Consider the following 20,204-nt stretch of genomic DNA (forward strand, 5'->3'; position numbering starts at 1 on the left):
CCTTCGTCGCCCAGCAACAGTTGGTGAGTGCCGCCCATGTCAAAAGAGAAGCGGTAGGGATTTCTGAATCCATAGGCATAGATCTCCGGCTTTGCGTTTGTGCCGACGAATGGATTATCGGGTGGGATGGCATAGGGGGAACCACTGTTGACATCGATGCGTAATACGTTCCCCATCAGGTTAGCATAAATATCCTGGCCATTGCCGCCGGCGTTGACGGAATACCAGTCGCTGACATGTCCGTTGCCGACATCATCTTTGTTCCCACCGTCGCCGATGGAGATATACAGATACCCGTCGGGGCCGAAGGCGATGGTCCCGCCATTGTGATTGAGATAGGGGTGGTCGGATTCGATGAGCGCTTTTTCTGAACCCATATCTACCTGATTGGGATCGCCGGCAGAAACTTTAAACTCGGAGATCCGTGTCAGGTTGTTCCAGGTGGAACCGGGCGCCCCGGGAGCCGGCATGCCGCCGCGGGGTGGGGCGGTGTAGAATAAGTAGAATTTCCCGTTTGTTTTGAACTGTGGGTGGAAGGCGAGACCCAGTAAGCCCCGTTCGTCATAGTTTGGACTTAGGGTGACCATCTTGCTGGTCATGTCGATGAAGGGTGTGGCCAGCTTTTTGCCGTCGGCGCCGATGATCCAGATCTTCCCGGTTTCATCGACGACAAATAAGCGATGGGTACCGTCCGGGGGTTCGGCGAAGGCTACCGGGCTGATCAATCCGTCGGTGACCATGGTCAGATCGGGTGTGCCATTGGAAGGTGGGGAATTGTGCTCTTTTTTTGAACAGCCGAAGATCGTCAGCAGCAGGCAAAGGGTGCCCGCGAGTGCGGAAGTGCGTTTCATACTCGTTATTGTTTTAATTGTTAGGAGCGGTCAGGGAATAACGAGCTTTTAAAAGGCCGCCGAAGGCGGCTTATCCGGAAGGACGGGAATTGGATATCCTGAAAAAAAAGAAACGGCGCCCACAGGCAGTCGGTTGCCTGGGGCGCCGTTGGATTGGGCCACATTTTAGAAATTGGGATCGAAATTGAAATAGATGGGATTGGAGGTCAGGCTGGCGATGGTGGAAGCGGTCCTTGTTGAACAATGACGCCTAGAATAAAAGATACCGGGGACAAACTTTGTGAAGCGCAGGTGTTTTTCGGAGATTTTTCAGTGAAGCCTGGCGAAGACGTTTTTTACCATCATATCGCAGCGGGAGAGATGGAAATGATAGACGTGGTCCTTTATATAGCTATCCAGATTTTTCTTCAGCATTGTTTTCGCTCTGTTCAAGCGCACTTTTACATTGGGTTCTTCTATGCCCAATGTGGCACCGGTTTCCCTGACCGACATTTCCTCTATTTCCCTTAATACAAACACGAGGCGATATTTTTCGGGCAATCCGGAAATGGCGCTTTCTAAAATATTGCTCAGTTCCTTATTTGCCAGGATCTGGTCAGGTACACGCATAATCGTATTGTTTTCGAGCAATTTCTCTACATTGCCACTATTGAGCCGTTGTTTCTTTTTTTGCGCCATGGACTCGTTTATCATGATCCGGGTCAGCCAGGTACCGAAAGAAGACCGGTTCTCAAATCGCCGGAGATGCTCATAGGCCTTTACATAGGCCTCCTGCATCGCTTCTTCGGCATCGGCGGCGTTGCCGAGTATGGAGATGCCGATCCGGTACAACCGCTGGTTATGGCGTCGTATGATCCCTTCAAACAGTTCCTTTTCTCCATTTAATATCCTCTCAATCAGGTCCGTATCAGGGATGTCCGTGGTCCGTGGGGAGATTTTTTGATCCATCTGTTCTATTAGATTGAGTAACTCGCAAAAAGTTACAAAAAAAATTGTTTGTAACGTTTTTTTCGATGGATTATCCAATTGGTATAACAAAACCTGTTTTATGGCTACTACCAATCAGATACAACAAACGTTAAAATTCACCTTTGGGATCGTCCCCATCGTGGCGGGGCTGGACAAATTTACCAATCTGCTGACCAATTGGGTAGATTATCTCAATCCGGGGTTGAAAGGAATGCTGCCGGTCGATGCATTGGTCTTTATGAAGATCGTGGGTGTCATTGAGATCGTGGCGGGGATCATTGTTTTGGTCCGGCCGCTGATCGGTGGGTATATCGTGATGTTATGGTTGATCTGTATCGCGCTGCAATTGATCGTCAGCGGGCATTATCTTGATGTGGCGGTCAGGGATCTGGTGATGGCGGTTTCGGCTTATACGTTAGTGCAACTTACTCCGGCGCCTGCCGGGAAGACCAATTTTGCGACGAGGTAAGGATGGGTTGACCTGTGTTTATCGTCAGGCCCCGGCGTAGCCGGGGCCTTTGCTTTTAGTCATTTAAATTTTGAGGGATGAAAAGCAACGAAAATATGAGTAAAGCGTTTATCGACACTGACGTTATCCTGGATTTTATGATTGCCGGAGAGTCTTTTGTTATGGATGCAGCCAGAATATTTACCTTATCCGAGAAAAAACAAATATCCATATGTACGACGGGTCTGGTATTTTCCAATGCGTATTATATCGATGCTTTGCAGCACTATGCTGCGTTGTCAGAAAATGTGAAAATGATAATAACCAGAAATACAAAGGACTATAAAAACAGTGAACTTGCGGTTCTGACGCCCGATCAATTTTTAAAAGGTAGAAATTGATTGGAATTGCGTTGATATCCATTTAAACCGGGTCGAGCGCAGATGATAAAAAGTCGGCCCTAATTTTGAGGGGTGGTAGACAAAATAGCGCAGTATGAATGGCCGTATTTATTTTTTAGCAGTGCTGGTAGCTGCCGGATCGGGTATTTCCCGCTGTCAGGGGCAGACGAGCACGGACAATACCATGGAGATCCAGCGTAAGAAGATCGATTCTTTGGACAAACAACTTATAGAGGTATTGGGCGCCCGGGAGCGCGCCGTGAGAGAGATCGGAATATATAAAGCCAAGCATAACATCCCTCCTCTCCAGGCAGCCCGCTTTCAGGAGGTAATGAACAAAAGCATCGCAGCCGGTGCAAAGGAAGGGTTGTCGGCTGAGTTTATTACCAAACTGTTGAACGCTGTTCATGAAGAGAGCTTGAGGATAGAGGAAGGGATAAAATCAGGGGGATCGGGCGGGAAGTAGAGGTGTTCCTGGCCTTAGGGCGCTGCTGAGTATAATCCTATTGTATTGCGAAAGGTCTGCGGCGAAATCCCGGTCTGCTTCCGGAAGAACCGGCTGAAGTAAAATTCGTCGTCGTATCCCAGTTGGAATGCAATCTCCTTGACCGGCCTGGCTGTAAGGTAGAGCTCCCGCTTTGCTTCGATGATCAATCGGTCCGCGATCAGATTAGTAAGGGTTTTCCCGAAATGAAACTTGCTCAGCCGGTTCAGGGTGGCTATCGTCGAATGGAGAAGACCGGCATATCCGGAAGCGCTGTGAATTCTTCTGAAATGCACTTCGATTGCTTCCCTCAGGGCAATGGCCATTGGCACAGCCGCCTGGAATTCGACAACTTCCTTTTGTTGATCGATTTTGACCCGCGATGCATTGATCAAAAAAACCTTAAGATAAGAGATCAATGCATCCTGATCCGGTTCCCTATGACCTTCTATCTCGGTTCTCATCTGCTCCGTGAGCACCACCTGTACTCTGGCTTCTGCGGGTGTCAACCTTACCAATGGGGTATCATATAAGTTATTAAAAAGCACGCCATTGCAAGATACTTCCTGCCGATGTTTAAAGAGGCAGAAAAAGGAGGGTGTAAACTGGATGAGAATTCCTTTGAATTCGCCCTCGGATCTTATCATCATTGATTGATATAAGGAGAAGGTCAGCAGGGCAGGTTCACTAAATTCATATTCGGCACCATCTCTTATGGCGAGGCCTGCGCCCCGAAGGATAAGCAGCATCGAAAAGCAGGGATATTGCCTGGCGGAGGCGAAATCACCGACCTGATCGAATGTCGATAAGTATAAAGCGGCATCGCCGGTACGTTGATCCACGAGCCTTACTGAATATGGCATTGCATTTTCCATGACCAGGTAAAGATAAAAACAAAGGCGTCCCGAGCCGCCTTTGCCCGCATTTAATCGGCTTCCGCTCGTTGGTTAGTCCGTAATATGCTCCTGGCTGGCGAATCGCTTCTCGATCTGTCCGCTCTCATTGAACTGCAGGACCTCCACTCCATACGCATGAATCCATTGCCCAGAGTCGTTTCTCCATTCCGCGTCGAATCGGACAGCCATGCGGGTTTTCAAGGCTCCCCACAGGTCGAGCCTCAGCCGGAAATCTTTTTGACCGGCGAGCTTCTCTATGAGAAAGGCTTTCAGTTCGCTCTTATTCCCGATAAATGAAGTTCCGTCACGCATTTCGATATTGCCGGCATACCCTTCGGAAATCCGTTCGGGATCTCGGGTATTCCAAGCTTCTTCTTCGAATTTCAACCGTTGTGCGGCCAGGTCCATATCCCAGGGTGGAGTGGGAAATTTAATTGCTTTTTCCATCAATAATCATTTTAATAATGCAAAACTATCTCGTTTCCGAAAGCCGGAACATGGAGGGAAAAGCCAATCCCATGGACTATTTCGTCAATGGCGGGAAGGCCAGCCGAAAATAATTTCCTAAATGGTATGGAAATTATGTCGAACTGCGTCACTTCTTCAATCTACATCCATTACCGAAAAACAAGGTACTATGTTCAAGAACTATTTCCGGATCGCAACGCGCATCCTCGCGCGGAACAAGCTGTATACGCTCATTAATGTGTTGGGGCTGGCGCTGGGTGTCTGCGGGTGTATCGTTATTTGGCTGGTAGGCAGTTATGAGCTTAGTTTTGACCGGTTTCATCCCGGTGGGGACCGGATCTACCGGGTTGTAAGCGGTGGGAAGGGGGGAGAGCGAAAAAGCACGAGTATCCTTTCGCCGATGGCGGGAGCGATACGGGAAGACATTGCGGGAATGGAAGCCGTAACGGCGTTCTTTACAGAAAATAGGATGCGGGAGGTGAAGGTTCCGGTGACAGGAAAGCCTACGGCGATATTCCACCCCAGGCTGGAGGGCGAGGATGAGCAGACAGGGGTCATCCTTGCCGATGCGGATTGGTTCCAGGTCTTTTCCTATCGATGGCTGGCCGGAAATCCGGCAGAGGCGTTGAACAAACCTTTCCAGGTGGTGCTGACGGAAAAAGCCGCGAGACTTTATTTTGGGGATGTTCCGCCTACTGCCGCAATAGGAAGAGAGCTGATCTACGACGATTCCCTGCATATGCATGTTTCCGGTGTGGTCCGGGATTGGACCGCGCATTCCGATCTGGCGTACACGGATATCCTTTCTTTCCCGACGATCCAGGCCACCTATCTGAAAGAAGAGCGGCATTTGACTGAGTGGAAATTGCACCCGGTTGGGTATAAATGGTATTTGCCTGATGTCTATGTAAAACTGGCCAAGGGCGTCAGGCCCGCACTTATAGAGGCGCAGATGAACCGGATCGCAGCGGAGCATATTCCCACCGACACGAAACATTCTTACTCGCAGGCGCTACAGCCGCTGCGGGATGTGCACTTCAATTCCGAATATAATGACAATCGCCGGAAGGCGCATCTGCCGACTTTGTATGCGCTGGCGGGAATAGCCATCTTCATTCTTATTCTGGCGGCGGTGAATTTTATAAATCTGGCTACCGCGCAGTCGCTGCAACGGGCCAAGGAGATCGGCGTGCGGAAAGTACTTGGCAGTGGTCGACGGGGATTGGTGTTGCAGTTTCTGATCGAGACAGGACTTCTTACGGCGCTGGCGATGGTGATCGCGGCGCTGCTTGTCTGGCCGGTGATGGGCTTCTTTCGGGAATATATACCTGAGGGAGTTCACTTTTATCCGTGGGCCGCGGGCAATTTGCTGTTTCTGGCGGGGATCACGATCGGGGTAACCCTGTTGGCAGGGTTTTATCCGGCGCGGGTGCTGGCCGGATATCAACCGGTGCATACGCTGAAAGGGTCTGGCGCCATCAAGGGCGGTGAGAAATGGTGGCTGCGGCGGAGCCTCGTCGTCTTCCAATTCACGATCTCGCTGGTTTTTATTATTGTCACGTTGGTGATCGGCAATCAAATACGTTATATGTTAAGCACCGATTATGGATTCCGGACCGATGCGATCGTGACGGTACAGGGACAGGGCGGGATACTTGATACAACGACAAGAGACCTCAAACTACTGGAGCAGGGGTTTAGCCAGTTGCCGGGAGTCGCAACCGTTGTCAGGGAGTTTACCCCCCCGATCGGCGGAGGGTCGTGGGTAGAGAAGATCGAGTACAAAGGGAAAGATCCGAAAAGGGTCCCGTGTTATCTCGATTTTGCGGACGAGCGGTTTGTCCCGTTCTATGGCCTGCGGTTGCTGGCCGGGAGGAGTATCCGACATAGCGACAGCCTGGTGGAATTCGTGATCAATGAGACCGCGGCGAGGCAATTTGGATTTAAGGACCTATCGGCGGCCATCGGGCAGGTGCTTTATTTCGAAAAAAAGCCGTTGCCGATCGTCGGGGTAGTAGCCGATTTTCATTTTGCTTCCTTTCATGAAGTGATCCAGCCAATGGTCATCGGTCACAGTCCTGGGTTTGAGCGTTACGTGGGGATCAAGCTGGCCAGTACGGGACAGGGTGTGGACCAGGTGAAAGCGACGTTGGATGCCATGGACAAGGTATACAGAAGCGTATATCCGGGTGCTCATTTGAACTTCGGATTCATGGACGATCATATCCGGCAGCTTTATGAGAATGAGCAGAAGACGGCGTCGCTGGTGCGGGTGGCCATGGGGCTGGCGGTCTTTATTTCCTGCATGGGATTGTTTGGGCTTTCGCTGTTCACGGCGGAGCGGCGTGCGGGGGAGATCGGCATCCGAAAGGTGCTTGGAGCGACGACGGCGGATATTGCGTTGATGCTGAACCGGGACTTTATCCGACTGGTGTTGCTGGCGCTAGTGGTCGCTTCGCCGATCGCCTGGATACTGGCGCACCGCTGGCTGCAGGATTTTGCTTATCGCGTGGGAGTTGACGTGTGGGTTTTTGTGCTGGCAGGGCTGGGGGCGATCGGGCTTGCGGTGATGACGGTGAGTTACCAGTCGATAAAGGCGGCGGTGGTGAACCCGGTGAAGAGTCTTAAGACGGAATAGTCCAATATTATCAAATGTTGATCTTTTATTTATTCTATAATTGAAAAATCCTAATTTACTATACATTCACCGCAGATAGAACTGGCCCCAGGGTATCAAAGAAGGCCTAAATTCATCAACTTGAATAAATCTATTAAGGTTGCTTAGTATTAAGGAAATAAAGGATGGCGATGGATTATATTTCAAAAAAGTATTTGACCAGTACCATCAAAAACTTTATTCCTTTATATTATATAAAACAAAATCAGAATATATAGCAGAAGAAGTAGTACAAATGGCTTTTACCAAACTTTGGAAATGCCGCCACACCTTGCAGGAAGAATACACTATTTCCACCCAGCTGTTCAGGATAGCCACCACAGTACTAATCGATTTTTTGCGAAAGCATAACACTAAAAATGCGGTAACGACCCGGCTTGATTCGCTGGATATTGAAAAAGGGGTCGACAGTACCAATGAAAAAATGAGTGGGGCCGAGTTGCAAAAGAGAATCACGGAGGCCGTTAACGACCTGCCTCCAGTGAGAAGGCAGGTCTTTGAGATGAGCCGGGAGCAAGGTATGACCTACAGGGAAATTGCTGAAACTTTGTCTGTTTCTTCCAAGACAGTTGAAACGCATATTTACAAGGCCTTGAAGCAAATAAAAAAGAACATCATTTGATTACAGAGGAGATCATACAAAATTTCTTTGAAGGCAAATGCGACGCCCGGGATGCCGCTATTGTGCACGCATGGTTACACGAAAACCCGGCTAAGTTGAAGGAATATATGGGAGAGGAAGAATGGAAGGACTTTCAGCCCCCGGTTGTTCTTTCGCCCGAACTATCCGGCAAATTATGGCAAAGCATTGCTAAAACCGGTACCAGCCGATCGGCGCGTCATTTATATTTCAGATGGATCTCAGTGGCGGCATCGGTGATACTCGTAGTGGGCCTGTCCTGGCAGTTTATTTCACAAAGACAACGGGCAAGAAATATCACCAATGATACGCCTCAAAAAATGGCGCTTACGCTAATCGATGGTTCCAGGGTAGAGCTTTCGCCTAACAGCAAGCTTTCCTATCCCGGGAACTTCAACTCCGCAAAAAGAGATGTGATCCTAAACGGGGAAGCAAATTTCAACATAGCCAGGGACGTCGCCAGGCCTTTTTCCGTATATAGCAATCAGATCTTAATCACTGTTCTTGGCACTCGCTTCACGGTGAACTCTTATCAGGCGGAAAGGGCTACAAAGGTGATCCTGCATGACGGAAAGGTGAGGGTAAAGATCCCTAAACATGAGTATACCCTTGTTCCCGGGGATATTTTTGTCGTTAAGAAGGAGCTTTCGGGCGATTCAATGACGGCCCGCATTTTACATCTTGAAAGAGAGGGAGACGATCGCTTTGTATTCGCCAACTATCCTCTTGATGTAGTATTTGATCAATTACAGATTATATACAACACAAAAATTATATATAATAAAGAGGAGCTGGGCAACCGGACCTTTATAGGAAAGATAGATAAGAAGGATCCACTCCACCATATATTGAATAGCATTGTTCTGCTCAATAAATTCGGCTTGCGAAAGGAAGGCGATAGTTATATTATCGGGGCCCGCCCAAATTAAGTTAATATTAACAGTAAGGGAACGAATCAGGGATTGCGTATAATAAAGCATGAACCAAACTACTTCCCAAACCAGAAAGAGCCCGTTGGTTCTTTTACTGGTCGTCCTCTGCCATATTCAGTTGATTGTCAATGCGCAGAATTTCAACGAGATAAAGGGGCAGGTAAATGACGAGAACGGACAGCCTGTTACCTATGCCTCGGTTACAGCGAGAAACCACGCTACCGGTACTACGACTACGACACAAACAGACTCGTTGGGAATTTTCACCTATCACAATTTGCCTGGGGGAGGTCCTTATTCCTTTGTTGTTTCGCATGTAGGTTTCCAAACACAGACATTGTCCGGATATACTATAAAAGCCGATGCCGACATCTCTTTGCTGATCAAATTAAAGCCGGTGGAGAATGGGTTAAACGAGGTTATTGTTACCGGTAGGGCAGGTGCGCTGAATCGCACAAAGCTGAATACAAGCTATTCCGTTACGAGTATAGGTTATAATGCGCTTAGTTTGCAGGGTCCTACAAGCGTTACCGAGACTTTAAAATCCGTACCGGGTTTCTGGGTCGAAGCGTCCGGAGGTGAGGCGAGTGGGAATGTAAGGGCAAGGGGTGTCCCTGTGGATGGTTTCGGGTCCATTCAGTTGCTGGAAGATGGCATTCCTGTACAGCATGACCCGGCCTTAGGCTATCTGAACGGCGACCAGGCATTTCGTTTCGACGAGACCATTCAATCTATTGAAGTTGTTCGGGGCGGTCCTTCTTCCGTTTTTTATTCGAATGCACCGGCAGGGGCAGTAAACTATATTCCGCGTGCCGTCGGGGATAAAACGGAGGGCATCTTCAAGATCACCATGGGAGACTATAGCCTAAACCGGGAAGATTTCTGGATCGGAGCGCCTATCGGTGACGGATGGAAAATGTCGGCTGGTGGATTTTATCGTACAGGGTCGGGGGTGCGTAATCCCGGCTACACCGGCAATCGTGGCGGGCAGATCAGAGCGTCTCTTGGCAAGAGCTGGGAAAAAACATCGTTCAACATTGACTTCAAGCAATTGAATGATGACGTGGTATTTTATACAGATCTCCCCATGACCTACAACAGCAAAGGTAAAATTGTAGCCGTACCGGGCTTTAACGGTAATTATGGAGCCATTGCCGGTGCTGAAACCGAAAAAATGAGCATGGTCCAGGGCGACAACAGTCGTTACCACTATGACAATACGGTTGGAACGGCCGTAAACAGGAGCCAGGTGACCCTCAAGTTCCAGACCGATCTTGGGAATGGCTGGATCTTAAAGAATTCCCTGCGTTACGATAACACGCAAACCCAACGAAATGGCGTATATGCGTTGAACATACTGACCGCCGACTCCTTTTATAAAGCTCAATCGGGTCTTTTGGCTCAGGCCCCGGGCGCGCAGCAATTGGGATTCCAATATGTGACTACCGGCAAAGCCTTTAACTCCACTGGTCAAAACGGCAACGGGCTCGTCATTCAGGGTGGGTTAAGGGGCATTACCATGCCTATGTCAGAAGTGACCAATGATCTTCATCTTTCGCATGTTTTTTATACGGGTTCTTCCAAACATGATTTCAACTTTGGATATTATTATGCGCACTTCGATCAGAGTTTTAGCAGGTATTCTTCGAAGGTATATCTGGACGTGCAAAACAATTCCAGGCTGCTTAATATCGTGGGTCTGGATGGCAGTGGAAATATAGTACATACCTTTTCCGACAATGGAGTGTCGCAGTATGGATATGAGTGGGCGGATGCGCGGGGTGAACAGACCACCAATGCTCTTTATGTCAGCGACGAATGGCAGATCACCAATGCCCTGCGTATCGATGGCGGAGTACGTTGGGAAAATGCACAAACGGAAGGAGTCGTAGGGCAATCGAAGACGGTCAACCTGGGCACGTATGCGACCTCTCAAATAACGACCGGAAACGGCATTTTCCAGGGCTATAACCATCACTTTGATTACACCACCTGGACTTTGGGTGCGGATTATCAACTTTCAAGCGAAATGGGGCTTTTCGCCAGATTTACTTCGGCGGCGCGTATTCCCGGATTCAGCACCTACTATACCAATGTCAATGCCATACCGGTTACCCAGACGATGGATCTCGGGGAGCTTGGTTTCAAATACGCCCGCAGGCTTTTCTCTTTTTACGGCACAGGATTCTGGACAAAGTATAATAATGTCGGCTTTACCAATGAGGTCAGTACGTTGAACGGATTCACTTCCGTAAATGCGATGGCCAATTCCAAGACATACGGTCTGGAGCTGGAAGGCGGTATCTATCCGGTAAAATGGTTTGATATCTCGGCGACGGCGACCTTGCAATATGGAAAATATGAGGGACTTGTTGCGGAGGGTGTTACCGGCGGTACGCTGACACAACTATACAATTACAATGGCAACCGGCTTATCCGGGTACCGCGGACCTCTTTGAGAGCGGTTCCGGGGTTCAATCTTTTCGGAAACCACCTTCGGCTGCAGTCCGCGATAGAATACGAGGGGAAACGGTACACCGACGTTGCGAATTCGCAGGTGCTTCCAGGCTATACGAAGGTGGATATAGATGCGCAGGTAAATGTCACCAACCAGATATCCGTTTTCGGAGTGATCGATAATCTTGCCAATTCCCTGGGTCTTACAGAAGGTAATCCGCGTCAGGGTGAGATCCAAAGTGCGGCAGCGGGTCAATATATATTCTTAGCGCGCCCGCTGCTGGGAAGAAGTTTCAAAGTTTCTGTCAGGTATAAGTTTTGAGTATGAAGATGTTATGAAGGATCGGCTACGCCGATCCTTTTTTGTAGCTTATTATAGATAATTGCGATAGATTTTGTCGTAATTTAGCGAAATAAATTAAGGACAATGAAATTTTCAGGTTAGTTTAAATTCAGTAATGGATGCCAACGTTAGGAAAAAACGTAGAATATGCCTTACACTCCTTAGTGTATCTTGTAGGCACTCCGAAAGGGAGCACGATAACTATTCGCGATCTGGCGAAATTCCAGAATATATCGGAGAGCTACCTGGCTAAGGTGTTTACAAAATTAAAGAAGGGCAAAATAGTAAGGTCGAACATCGGTGTTAAGGGCGGCTACGCGCTGGCCCGGGCAGCGGATGAGATCACGTTTTTAGATGTTGTGCTGGCGGTAGAGGGTGAGCTTTCCTTTTTTGAATGTAAGGGGATAAGGGACAAATGCGTGATCCTGGATCAGGCCAATCTGCCCTGGAAAAGGGGGGATGTTTGTACGATCCATCAAGTGATGATCGAGGCAGAAAATAAGATCAGGGAAACCTTAAGGGGGAAGAACGTTAAATGGTTGTACGATACGATCAACAATAAAGTCTCACCGAAATTGCAGGCCAATATCCTGGGTTGGTTTAATACAAATGTATTTAGGGTTTAATCTAAATTTAAGCCAAATGGAAAAAGCACCCAACATAGACGGCAGAAAAAAAATCGTCATCGTAGGCGGCGGTTTTGCCGGCCTGAACTTTGCGAAGCAAATGTTCGGGAACAAATATTACCAGGTAACCCTGGTGGATAAGAATAATTATAATTATTTCACGCCATTGCTATACCAGGTGGCCACGAGTTTCCTGGATCCTTCGAGTATCAGTTATCCGTTCCGGAAATTATTCAGGAATAAAGGGATCCAATTCCGGATGGCAGAACTCCTGAAGGTTAACCCGGAAACCCAGACGCTTTATCTGAACGATGGTGAAATAACCTACGATCATCTTGTATTTGCTGCCGGTTCGAAAACAAACTTCTTTGGTAATGAGAGTGTTGAAAAAAATGCCACTCCATTGAAGGGAATTGATGATGCGCTTTACATGCGTAACGAGTTGATCAAGACCATGGAAAAAGCCGCTATTGAAAAGGACCCAACTGAGCGTCAACGACTGCTGACAATTGTTGTCGCCGGCGGTGGGCCGACGGGCGTTGAAGTGGCTGGTATGCTGGCAGAGATGAAAAATTTTATCATGGAAAAGGATTACCCCGAATTAAAGGGGGCCGGAGGGAAGATCTATATCGCGGATGGGATGCCCTATTTACTTCCTGCGATGAGTGAAAAGACCCATAAGGAAACCTATGAGGTAATGAAGACGCTCGGCATAACTGTTAAATTAAATACCCGTGTCGTTAGTTATAATGATGGGCAGGTGAAATTTTCGAATGACGAGATCATCGAGGCCAAAACATTGATCTGGGCTGCAGGGATTACGGCCCATCGATTTGAAGGCATCCCGGAAACGAGCCTTGGCGCGGGGGGACGGATGATCACCAATGTGTATAACCAGGTGATCGGCCTGCGGAATGTTTACGCGATCGGCGATATCAGCATTCAGGAGACCGATCCGGCTTACCCGAAAGGGCATCCTCAAATAGCCCAGCCGGCGATCCAGCAAGGACGTTCGCTTGCTAAAAATTTGCTGGCGATGGCAAAAAACAAGCCGCTAAAACCTTTTAAATATTTTGACCGGGGAGATATGGCAATCGTAGGGAGGCACCATGCAGTTGCAGATCTGCTCAAGCATCGACTGCATCTGAAGGGTTTTCTGGCGCTGTTCAGTTGGTTGTTCATCCATTTGATCTCACTTGTAAATTATGATAATAAAATAAAGACGTTGTATGGCTGGCTTGTCGCGTATCTGACGAGGGACCAGGCATTGAGAATGATCTTTAGGTCGAAGGATAGGAAGTGAACCGTTTGGCGGAAGCCGGTTATACGGGATTGTTGGAGCATTTAGTCATTTTTATAAAAATATCTATGTCATTAAAACAAAGAGAAAAAGCGGAGATCTTCCTTCGGCAACACAGTGCCGATAAATTGTTGGTGTTGCCTAATGTATGGGATAAATTGTCGGCGAAACTGGTGTCGATGGCGGGTTTTCCTTCGCTGGCTACGGCAAGTGCCGGAATGGCATTAGCGAACGGCTATCGGGATGGGCAGCATATTCCTTTCGATCAGGTAACATCTATCGTGAGCAGCATCACTGGTTCTGTTGATCTGCCGGTCTCCGTCGATCTGGAAAGAGGGTTTTCCGAAAACCTGGCTGAGCTAAAGGATAACATCAAAAAACTGCTGGAGGCCGGCGCTATCGGACTGAACATCGAGGATGGCATTGATCATGGCAAAGAGATGACGCCGGTTGCGGAACAATGTGCAAAGATTGAAGCCATCAGAGAGGCGGGTATCCAGTATGGTGTGCCGGTCGTGATCAATGCACGCACCGATCTTTTTTTTCAACCTACACAAAGTGATACGCTTGATCGGGTTATCGAACGTGCCAAGGCCTATCGTTCGGCAGGTGCCGACTGTTTTTATCCGATCCTGATCGGCAATTATCCGGATATTGCCAGGCTTGTTGAAGCAGTTGAGATCCCTTTGAATGTAGTCCTTTTCGGGGGCATACGGGATTTAAGGAAATTGGAAGAGTTGGGTGTCGCCAGGGTCAGTATTGGGCCGGGTTTGATCATGCAGGCTATCACGAAGATGAAGAATACGGTGGAGGGTCTGCTGAAGTATGACTCGGGCGAGCTTTTTGCACAGGAGCCGGTATCGTTTGAATATTTGGGTAAGTTGATCTAATTGAAAAAAGGGACCGGCGAGCCAACTTCCTTTGAGCTTTTGTTTCAGTCTTGATACAGATGGATGGATTCTGTATTTTGCAGGTCTTCGATCCATTGCTGAATATATCTGGAAAGGTCTTTTTGTTCAGGATCCTTATTCAACTCGCCGAATGAGTCATATACAACAAGGCCCATCAAGATACAATGTGCAACGTCGAGATGCATTAGCAGACCGAGGCTATAGCCGGCAATAAAGTTTTGCCTGGCCTTAGGAGCCGTTTCTATGGTAAGATCGCCTTGCTTTCTCGAAAGCATAAATTGCTGCTCGTTGGAGAAAAATATTACATCATTCGCTGACCATATCAGGAGATGGGCCAGGTTCAGGGTTCTGAACATGGAGAAATAGTTTCTTTTCCGGTCTGCGAGGGACTGTTTTGTGATAGGTGTATTGTCGTTGACACCATTTAGCACCATCCATAATTTAACCGCTTCGTTCTCATCCAACGCAAGCGTGACTTTTCCATGCTTTGAAAAATCGCTGATGATATCAAGGGCCTCGTCCACTTCAAAGGTGTGTTTTCTCTCGGGGTTGCCGAGGTAAAAAATGAATTCCAGATCATTTTTACCAAGGGGCTTGATGACATTGGTAAGCAAACCGTCCCACAAAGCAGAGGCGCCGTGCAGGGTCGCCCAGTCGTCAAACGCAACAGTATGGCAATCGCGGAATAGAGACCGGAGGTCTTCGATGACAGCCTCGTTATTAAAAAAGGCCAGTGCGTGTTCTTCAGTTTGCCCGGCAGGGAGGGTGAGACTAAGTCTTGAGAGTGCCTCAAGGTCATGGGGGGCGCTTAGTGTCAGGCTACAGAGCCCCAAAATGTTTAATGTTTCAGGCAGTTGTGATTCCATGATACCCAATGAACTTAACGATAAACCGGTTGTAGTGGGAGTTAACCGATCGTCGACCTGTAAACGACTTACGTACACGCTTTCTCCGCCTTGAAAATTGCGTATTGTTGTTAACAGGTCCGTTAGAATTGCGCCTGTATCTTTGACTTCCACATTAAACATCATCGTTTATATTTTTAATAGGTTAAGAGGAGCTTCGCTGCGAGTACTCAAAGATAACATCTTGAGGGCTTTACGATACAATTCTCGAACAATTTCCTTTTTGATTTAAAGCGACTTGCAAGCATATCAATTTGATTACCAAGTGCTTGGGTCGATTTTTTTATTGTGGCTACCCCATGGCCATAGTCAAACACCGCCCGAGCGCAGTTGAAACAATTTTTCCAAACAATAAAATGTAGAGATCATGGCAGACTTGAAAAGAAGAACGCTGTACTTCAGCAGCGGGAGACCGGTAAAATTATACGGCAACAGCGTTGCCATAGGCAAATTCCCGTAGGTCAAATGCCCGCCATTTGTTTGCCGGTCTCAATGGAGAAGGATCGAGGCGGCGTTAGTAAAGCGTGTGCCACAAAGATAGCTTTCTTGCCGTTTAAAAGAACGTCAAAGGGTGCCTACTTTGCTATTTGGGTGAAACGATAATTATCAATAAGCCGGTACATCTGAAGATGCAACGGGCCAAAAAAGATATGATGGCCAGTTTATGCCATACCATTCGCTATGGGCGTCGTGTCGTGTCTGTTGGAGCTACGTTAGCCTGAACTGTGCCCGGCATCGGCGTATTCACACCGGTATAAGAATTTAGCTTGGTTTGCTCGTCGGAGATGATGGCTTTCAGATCATTTATATCCTTATTAAGCTTGTCCAGTTTCGCCGACTTCTGCCTTTGCTTTTTTGCGTCACTCCGGGCATCACCGGCTTGATTCGATGCGTCCTGAGACAATTTCTTATCGGCAGGGGCGTTGGTGAGATTGGAAGCGGCGGCGCTGCTGCTGTTGGCAGACATTTGAGCCGTCGTAGTAGCATCCTGCTTTTCCCTTGTAACCTGATTCACGGTGTTTTCCAACTTGGCGAGCTTTAACTGATTGGCACTTATCTGGGAGATAAGACTCAATGAGTCGGTATTAACGTGCTGCCGCTGACCGAAAACACTTGTACAAGCAAGAAATCCTATCGGAATAATTAATAAAATCTTTTTCATAATAAACGTTTTAAAAAAATAATTTGTAAGAAGGATGATTTTTTGACGACTAGTCTTCGTAACCGCTTTTGATAATGGTAGTGATCATTTTGAACGGCACACTGGCATTAAAGTCATGTTTGGCATGTGCCGGAATGATGATACCTTCTCCAAGATCCAGCTTGTACAGTGTCCGGTTAATAGTCAATTGCGCCATTCCGTCTATGATTTGGATGAATGTATCGAATGGGGAGCATTTTTCAGCCACTACTTCGCCGGCGCCCAGGGAGGAAACCGTCACACTCCCTGTGGATCTTTTGAAGATGATTTTATTGCTTAGAACCTTTGGCATATATTCAACTGTGTTCAAGATGATAAATACCTTCGATGTTTCCATTGCTGCGGGATCGCTGTGCCTATCCATAGATGACTTATTTCATTCTTTTTCGGACATCAAAATACGTCAGTAGGTTACCGTCCTGCCGGGCCAACTGTTACCACGAGTGGCTTTGTGCCAAATGCACCTGCTACGATGGCGATAGCTGTGAATACTAAGATCGAACTGATAGCGGGATAAAGCGTTTTTATTCTCATACTGATTGTTTTAGGGAAATGTAGAAATGATTGCTTTTTCAAACCGGAACAAAGGTAAGAGCCCCGGACCATACCGGTCTTACATGTTTATGTAAGAATGTTACACATATCACTTGTTTATACGTTTTCCAAATTGTTTGTTCGCTTTTGTTTCACGGATTTAAAATAGGAAGGCGCAAGTCCTGTGATCTTCTTGAACTGGTTCGATAGATGAGCGACACTACTATAATGCAATTTGTAGGCAATTTCCGTCAGGGTGAGTTCATCGTAAAGTAATAATTCTTTTACCTTTTCGATCTTATGCAGGATAATGTACTGTTGTATGGTTATTCCCTGCACCTCCGAAAATATATTCGACAAGTAGGTGTAGTCATAATTCAATTTCTCGCTTATATAGTCCGAAAAATTGAGGATTGGCGCATCATCAGCATAATGGATCATTTCTATGATCACCATCTTTATCCTTTCGATCAATATACTTTTTCGATCATCCATGACTTCGAGACCCGATCGGAGCAGACTTGTCTTCAATGCCTGACGGAGGCTGTCAGGAATATCATCCATTAGTTCTACCATGCCAAGTTCGATCGTTGCATAAGCGATTCCCAACTTCTTCAATTCCTCTTCCACCATCATTTTGCAACGAAGGCTAATCATGTATTTAATGTATATTCTCAAATTTGAGTTTTGATTTGCACCCCAGGAGGAAAAGGTTGCCAGTAGTGTAAGTAGGAGACAAATGGCTTATTAGGGAAGATATTCTCGTCGAACGGTGCGGTGACTACGGTCTAAGTGAAGATAAGCTAGTTGGAGCAGTAAATCAAATAAACGTTTTAGTGGGAGGACAGGTTGGGATTAGACCCGAAAGAGCTAATTTTAAGCAGTCATATGAAAAAACAAATATCGACTGAGGCCCAAATTGTCTCCATTTTAAAGCAGTATGACGGAGGCCCGGATCCGACGGAACTGTGCCGAGAGTTTGGCATTAGTAAGGCAACCTTGTATAATTGGCATAAGAAATCTGCCGGGATGGATGCCGCACATCTTAAAGAGTGGGGGAGCCTGGCTGCCTGGTGCGACTATTCGATCCCCGGCGAGAAGGTGGTAGAGGTACTAAAGTCTATTGTGAACGACCGCGGTCGCCCTGAACAGATCGAATGGCAGGACCATTACAACAATTATCGGCCACACTCGGCGCTAAAAGGGAAAACGCCAGGAATGGCCAGAGAATGCCTTCCGGCGGGATCTTCCTTTCCAAAGACGATTGAACAGGAGCAGATGCACGCTACCCAGCATAGGAAAAACACTCGGTCTTTGTCAAGGAAGAATGAAACAAAAGTCTAGTCCCAGCCTGTGCTAAAAGCGATAAGGGTTCATTATCAGCGAAGGCTACAGTAGTTTGTTAAAAAAATGTTTGGATTCTCAACTTTATTTTTATCTTCATATCGTATTACGTCTGCGGCGATGGCATTTTATTGTTTTTCCTCCACCCGTAGCAAAAGTCAAAAGTATAGTTAGTTATTAGATTGCCCATCTTTAAGTATCGTCAAAAGTTATCTGTTCAGAGTTAGGTATTAGTAAATATTTTAAAACGTTAACTGTTTAAAATCTAGCTATGAGACTATCTGATTTTATCTTATTGAACGAAAAGGAGAAAAAAACTACGGTTCTTCACCAGGGGGTGCTTGTTGCCAAGAGAAGCGATTCAGATAGCCTGGTATTTTTGTTCCAATTGGAAAATTATTACGTTGAAGCATTTTGTAATCCGGAGGATAAGACAATCGAAGAATACAGGATGTTTGAAAGTCTCGATCTTTTGAGCCCGTATTTGGAATCAATCGCTATAGATAGTCTTCTCAATTGATTTTTTATGGTCGCGCCACTTAGTGGTATCATGATAAAGCAAGAAGTGAAGATTATCAAAATTGGTATAACATCGCATTTATACTCATACCGGCTCCGACAGACGCAAGAACTATTTTATCGCCTGTTAGAAGTTGATGATCCTTCATTTTGCCTTTTTGTATAAGGTCCATTAAGGTAGGGATAGTTGCTACGGAGCTATTCCCAAGCAAGCCAATGGACATAGGCATTATGTCTGTTGGATAGTTGTCGAGGTTATACAATTTAAAGAGCCGTTTTAAAATAGCGTGGTCCATTTTTTGATTTGCCTGATGGATTAGTATTTTGCTGATATCAACGAGATTCACCTTCCCTTTGTCCAATGTTTGTTTGATCACCTGGGGCACATAGTGCAAGGCAAACTCATACAGACTGCGGCCATTCATTTTGATAAAGATATCACCGTCCTTCTTTTCAGGATTGTACGATTTATCCATTTTTAGCAATCGCGCATGTTCACCTGCGAATGTTTGGGTAAGGTGTGTAATGATGCCTGAGGTTGAATTTTGGGAAGCTTCCACAATAACGGCCCCTGCTCCATCCGCGTATATCATCGAATCGCGGTCATGGTCATCGATTACTCTTGAAAGCGTTTCTGTACCAATAACTAAACATCGCCAGGCATCTCCTGATCGGATATAGTAGTCTGCCTGAATAAGTCCCTGAACCCAACCGGGGCATCCAAACACCAGGTCATAAGCTACGCAGGACGGATTTTTAATCTGAAGAAGAAATTTTACCCTGGAGGCCAGGGAGGGGACCAAATCAGTACGGTTGCTGCCGAAAGTTACGTCTCCAAAATTATGAGCAACTATAATATAGTCCAAAGTTTCCGGATCTATACCGCCGCTTTGTAGCGCATCTTGTGCGGCTAAACAGGCAAGGTCCGAAGCTTTTTGCTCTGGTCGCGCATAGCGTCTTTCTTGTATTCCTGTTATCTCATGGAATTTGTCAATAATCCGGTCATTGCTACCGGAAAAAGGCAAACCATTTTTCTCCAAAAAAACGTGACTGCTAAATTCACTGTTGGAAATCTTATTCTCGGGTAGGTAACTCCCTGTTGCGACAATGACGGATCGGATTGGCTCCATAACAAAAAGAAATATGTTTTATAGCAGATTTGCTTTCAGTCAATTCTAAAGATAATATCATGCAAAATTATAAGGTGATTTTTAATTCTCAAAAAAATCCCTTTAGATTTTATGCTTGTGCCGAAATAGAATTCCAAATGGATAGGAACAATCTGCTTGAAAAGTACA

General features: G+C 46.8%; 21 protein-coding genes. 12 read left to right on the forward strand and 9 right to left on the reverse strand.

Annotated features, from left to right (window positions below):
* The coding region (locus VGM48_RS00790; protein WP_331575609.1) for a PQQ-dependent sugar dehydrogenase at window positions 1–851 on the reverse strand (851 nt) is incomplete at its 3' end.
* Window positions 852–1,160: 309 nt separating this feature from the next.
* Window positions 1,161–1,799, reverse strand: a complete 639-nt coding sequence (locus tag VGM48_RS00795; protein WP_331575611.1) for an RNA polymerase sigma factor — start codon at window positions 1,797–1,799, stop codon at window positions 1,161–1,163.
* A 100-nt stretch (window positions 1,800–1,899) separates the two neighbouring features.
* On the opposite strand from VGM48_RS00795, the gene VGM48_RS00800 reads away from it, so the two are divergent.
* The 3 genes from VGM48_RS00800 (at window position 1,900) to VGM48_RS00810 (ending at window position 3,135) form a co-directional block, all read left to right on the forward strand.
* Window positions 1,900–2,289: a hypothetical protein gene (locus VGM48_RS00800; protein ID WP_331575613.1), complete on the forward strand. Its 390-nt coding sequence runs from the start codon at window positions 1,900–1,902 to the stop codon at window positions 2,287–2,289.
* Between the two features lie 77 nt (window positions 2,290–2,366).
* Entirely contained in the window at window positions 2,367–2,669 is a 303-nt protein-coding gene (locus VGM48_RS00805; RefSeq protein ID WP_331575615.1) for a hypothetical protein, read from the forward strand.
* A gap of 94 nt (window positions 2,670–2,763) precedes the next feature.
* Window positions 2,764–3,135 carry a chorismate mutase gene (locus VGM48_RS00810; protein ID WP_331575617.1) on the forward strand — a complete coding sequence of 124 codons (372 nt, stop codon included), beginning with the start codon at window positions 2,764–2,766 and terminating at the stop codon, window positions 3,133–3,135.
* 14 nt (window positions 3,136–3,149) lie between these two features.
* On the opposite strand, the gene VGM48_RS00815 is transcribed toward VGM48_RS00810, so the two are convergent.
* Together VGM48_RS00815 and VGM48_RS00820 are read right to left on the reverse strand one after the other, a co-directional pair.
* Complete coding sequence (locus VGM48_RS00815; protein WP_331575619.1) at window positions 3,150–4,028, reverse strand: helix-turn-helix domain-containing protein; 879 nt, start codon at window positions 4,026–4,028, stop codon at window positions 3,150–3,152.
* A gap of 72 nt (window positions 4,029–4,100) precedes the next feature.
* Window positions 4,101–4,496 carry a DUF1348 family protein gene (locus VGM48_RS00820; protein ID WP_331575621.1) on the reverse strand — a complete coding sequence of 132 codons (396 nt, stop codon included), beginning with the start codon at window positions 4,494–4,496 and terminating at the stop codon, window positions 4,101–4,103.
* A 190-nt stretch (window positions 4,497–4,686) separates the two neighbouring features.
* Between VGM48_RS00820 and VGM48_RS00825 the strand changes: the two genes are divergently transcribed.
* The 7 genes from VGM48_RS00825 to VGM48_RS00855 all read left to right on the forward strand — a co-directional run bounded on the left by VGM48_RS00825 (window position 4,687) and on the right by VGM48_RS00855 (window position 14,382).
* Window positions 4,687–7,155: an ABC transporter permease gene (locus tag VGM48_RS00825; RefSeq protein WP_331575623.1), complete on the forward strand. Its 2,469-nt coding sequence runs from the start codon at window positions 4,687–4,689 to the stop codon at window positions 7,153–7,155.
* A gap of 139 nt (window positions 7,156–7,294) precedes the next feature.
* Window positions 7,295–7,816, forward strand: coding sequence for an RNA polymerase sigma-70 factor (locus tag VGM48_RS00830; RefSeq protein WP_331575625.1), 522 nt, complete (start codon window positions 7,295–7,297; stop codon window positions 7,814–7,816).
* Complete coding sequence (locus VGM48_RS00835) at window positions 7,813–8,763, forward strand: FecR family protein (RefSeq protein ID WP_331575627.1); 951 nt, start codon at window positions 7,813–7,815, stop codon at window positions 8,761–8,763. Before VGM48_RS00830 ends, VGM48_RS00835 begins: the two co-directional genes overlap by 4 nt.
* 49 nt (window positions 8,764–8,812) lie before the next feature.
* The gene (locus VGM48_RS00840; protein WP_331575629.1) at window positions 8,813–11,545 is read left to right on the forward strand and encodes a TonB-dependent receptor; all 2,733 of its coding nucleotides are present in this window, start codon (window positions 8,813–8,815) and stop codon (window positions 11,543–11,545) included.
* A gap of 140 nt (window positions 11,546–11,685) precedes the next feature.
* Window positions 11,686–12,192, forward strand: a complete 507-nt coding sequence (locus VGM48_RS00845; protein ID WP_331575631.1) for an Rrf2 family transcriptional regulator — start codon at window positions 11,686–11,688, stop codon at window positions 12,190–12,192.
* On the forward strand, window positions 12,176–13,495 hold the full coding sequence (locus VGM48_RS00850; protein ID WP_331575633.1) for an NAD(P)/FAD-dependent oxidoreductase: 1,320 nt from the start codon (window positions 12,176–12,178) through the stop codon (window positions 13,493–13,495). Before VGM48_RS00845 ends, VGM48_RS00850 begins: the two co-directional genes overlap by 17 nt.
* Before the next feature lie 65 nt (window positions 13,496–13,560).
* Window positions 13,561–14,382: an isocitrate lyase/phosphoenolpyruvate mutase family protein gene (locus VGM48_RS00855; RefSeq protein WP_331575635.1), complete on the forward strand. Its 822-nt coding sequence runs from the start codon at window positions 13,561–13,563 to the stop codon at window positions 14,380–14,382.
* 44 nt (window positions 14,383–14,426) lie between these two features.
* On the opposite strand, the gene VGM48_RS00860 is transcribed toward VGM48_RS00855, so the two are convergent.
* The 4 genes from VGM48_RS00860 to VGM48_RS00875 form a co-directional block, all read right to left on the reverse strand.
* Window positions 14,427–15,434 carry a hypothetical protein gene (locus VGM48_RS00860; RefSeq protein WP_331575637.1) on the reverse strand — a complete coding sequence of 336 codons (1,008 nt, stop codon included), beginning with the start codon at window positions 15,432–15,434 and terminating at the stop codon, window positions 14,427–14,429.
* A 553-nt stretch (window positions 15,435–15,987) separates the two neighbouring features.
* Window positions 15,988–16,470, reverse strand: a complete 483-nt coding sequence (locus VGM48_RS00865; RefSeq protein ID WP_331575639.1) for a hypothetical protein — start codon at window positions 16,468–16,470, stop codon at window positions 15,988–15,990.
* A 49-nt stretch (window positions 16,471–16,519) separates the two neighbouring features.
* Entirely contained in the window at window positions 16,520–16,873 is a 354-nt protein-coding gene (locus tag VGM48_RS00870; RefSeq protein ID WP_331575641.1) for a hypothetical protein, read from the reverse strand.
* Between the two features lie 287 nt (window positions 16,874–17,160).
* Entirely contained in the window at window positions 17,161–17,700 is a 540-nt protein-coding gene (locus VGM48_RS00875) for an AraC family transcriptional regulator (RefSeq protein ID WP_331575643.1), read from the reverse strand.
* Between the two features lie 231 nt (window positions 17,701–17,931).
* Between VGM48_RS00875 and VGM48_RS00880 the strand changes: the two genes are divergently transcribed.
* Together VGM48_RS00880 and VGM48_RS00885 are read left to right on the forward strand one after the other, a co-directional pair.
* Window positions 17,932–18,387 (forward strand): transposase, encoded by a 456-nt coding sequence (locus VGM48_RS00880; RefSeq protein ID WP_331575645.1) that lies wholly within the window; start codon window positions 17,932–17,934, stop codon window positions 18,385–18,387.
* A gap of 271 nt (window positions 18,388–18,658) precedes the next feature.
* Window positions 18,659–18,907: a hypothetical protein gene (locus VGM48_RS00885; protein ID WP_331575647.1), complete on the forward strand. Its 249-nt coding sequence runs from the start codon at window positions 18,659–18,661 to the stop codon at window positions 18,905–18,907.
* A 55-nt stretch (window positions 18,908–18,962) separates the two neighbouring features.
* On the opposite strand, the gene VGM48_RS00890 is transcribed toward VGM48_RS00885, so the two are convergent.
* Window positions 18,963–20,036, reverse strand: coding sequence for a ketoacyl-ACP synthase III (locus tag VGM48_RS00890; protein WP_331575649.1), 1,074 nt, complete (start codon window positions 20,034–20,036; stop codon window positions 18,963–18,965).
* Window positions 20,037–20,204: the final 168 nt, after the last annotated feature.

It is taken from the genome of Puia sp. (assembly GCF_036500295.1).
GTDB lineage: Bacteria > Bacteroidota > Bacteroidia > Chitinophagales > Chitinophagaceae > Puia.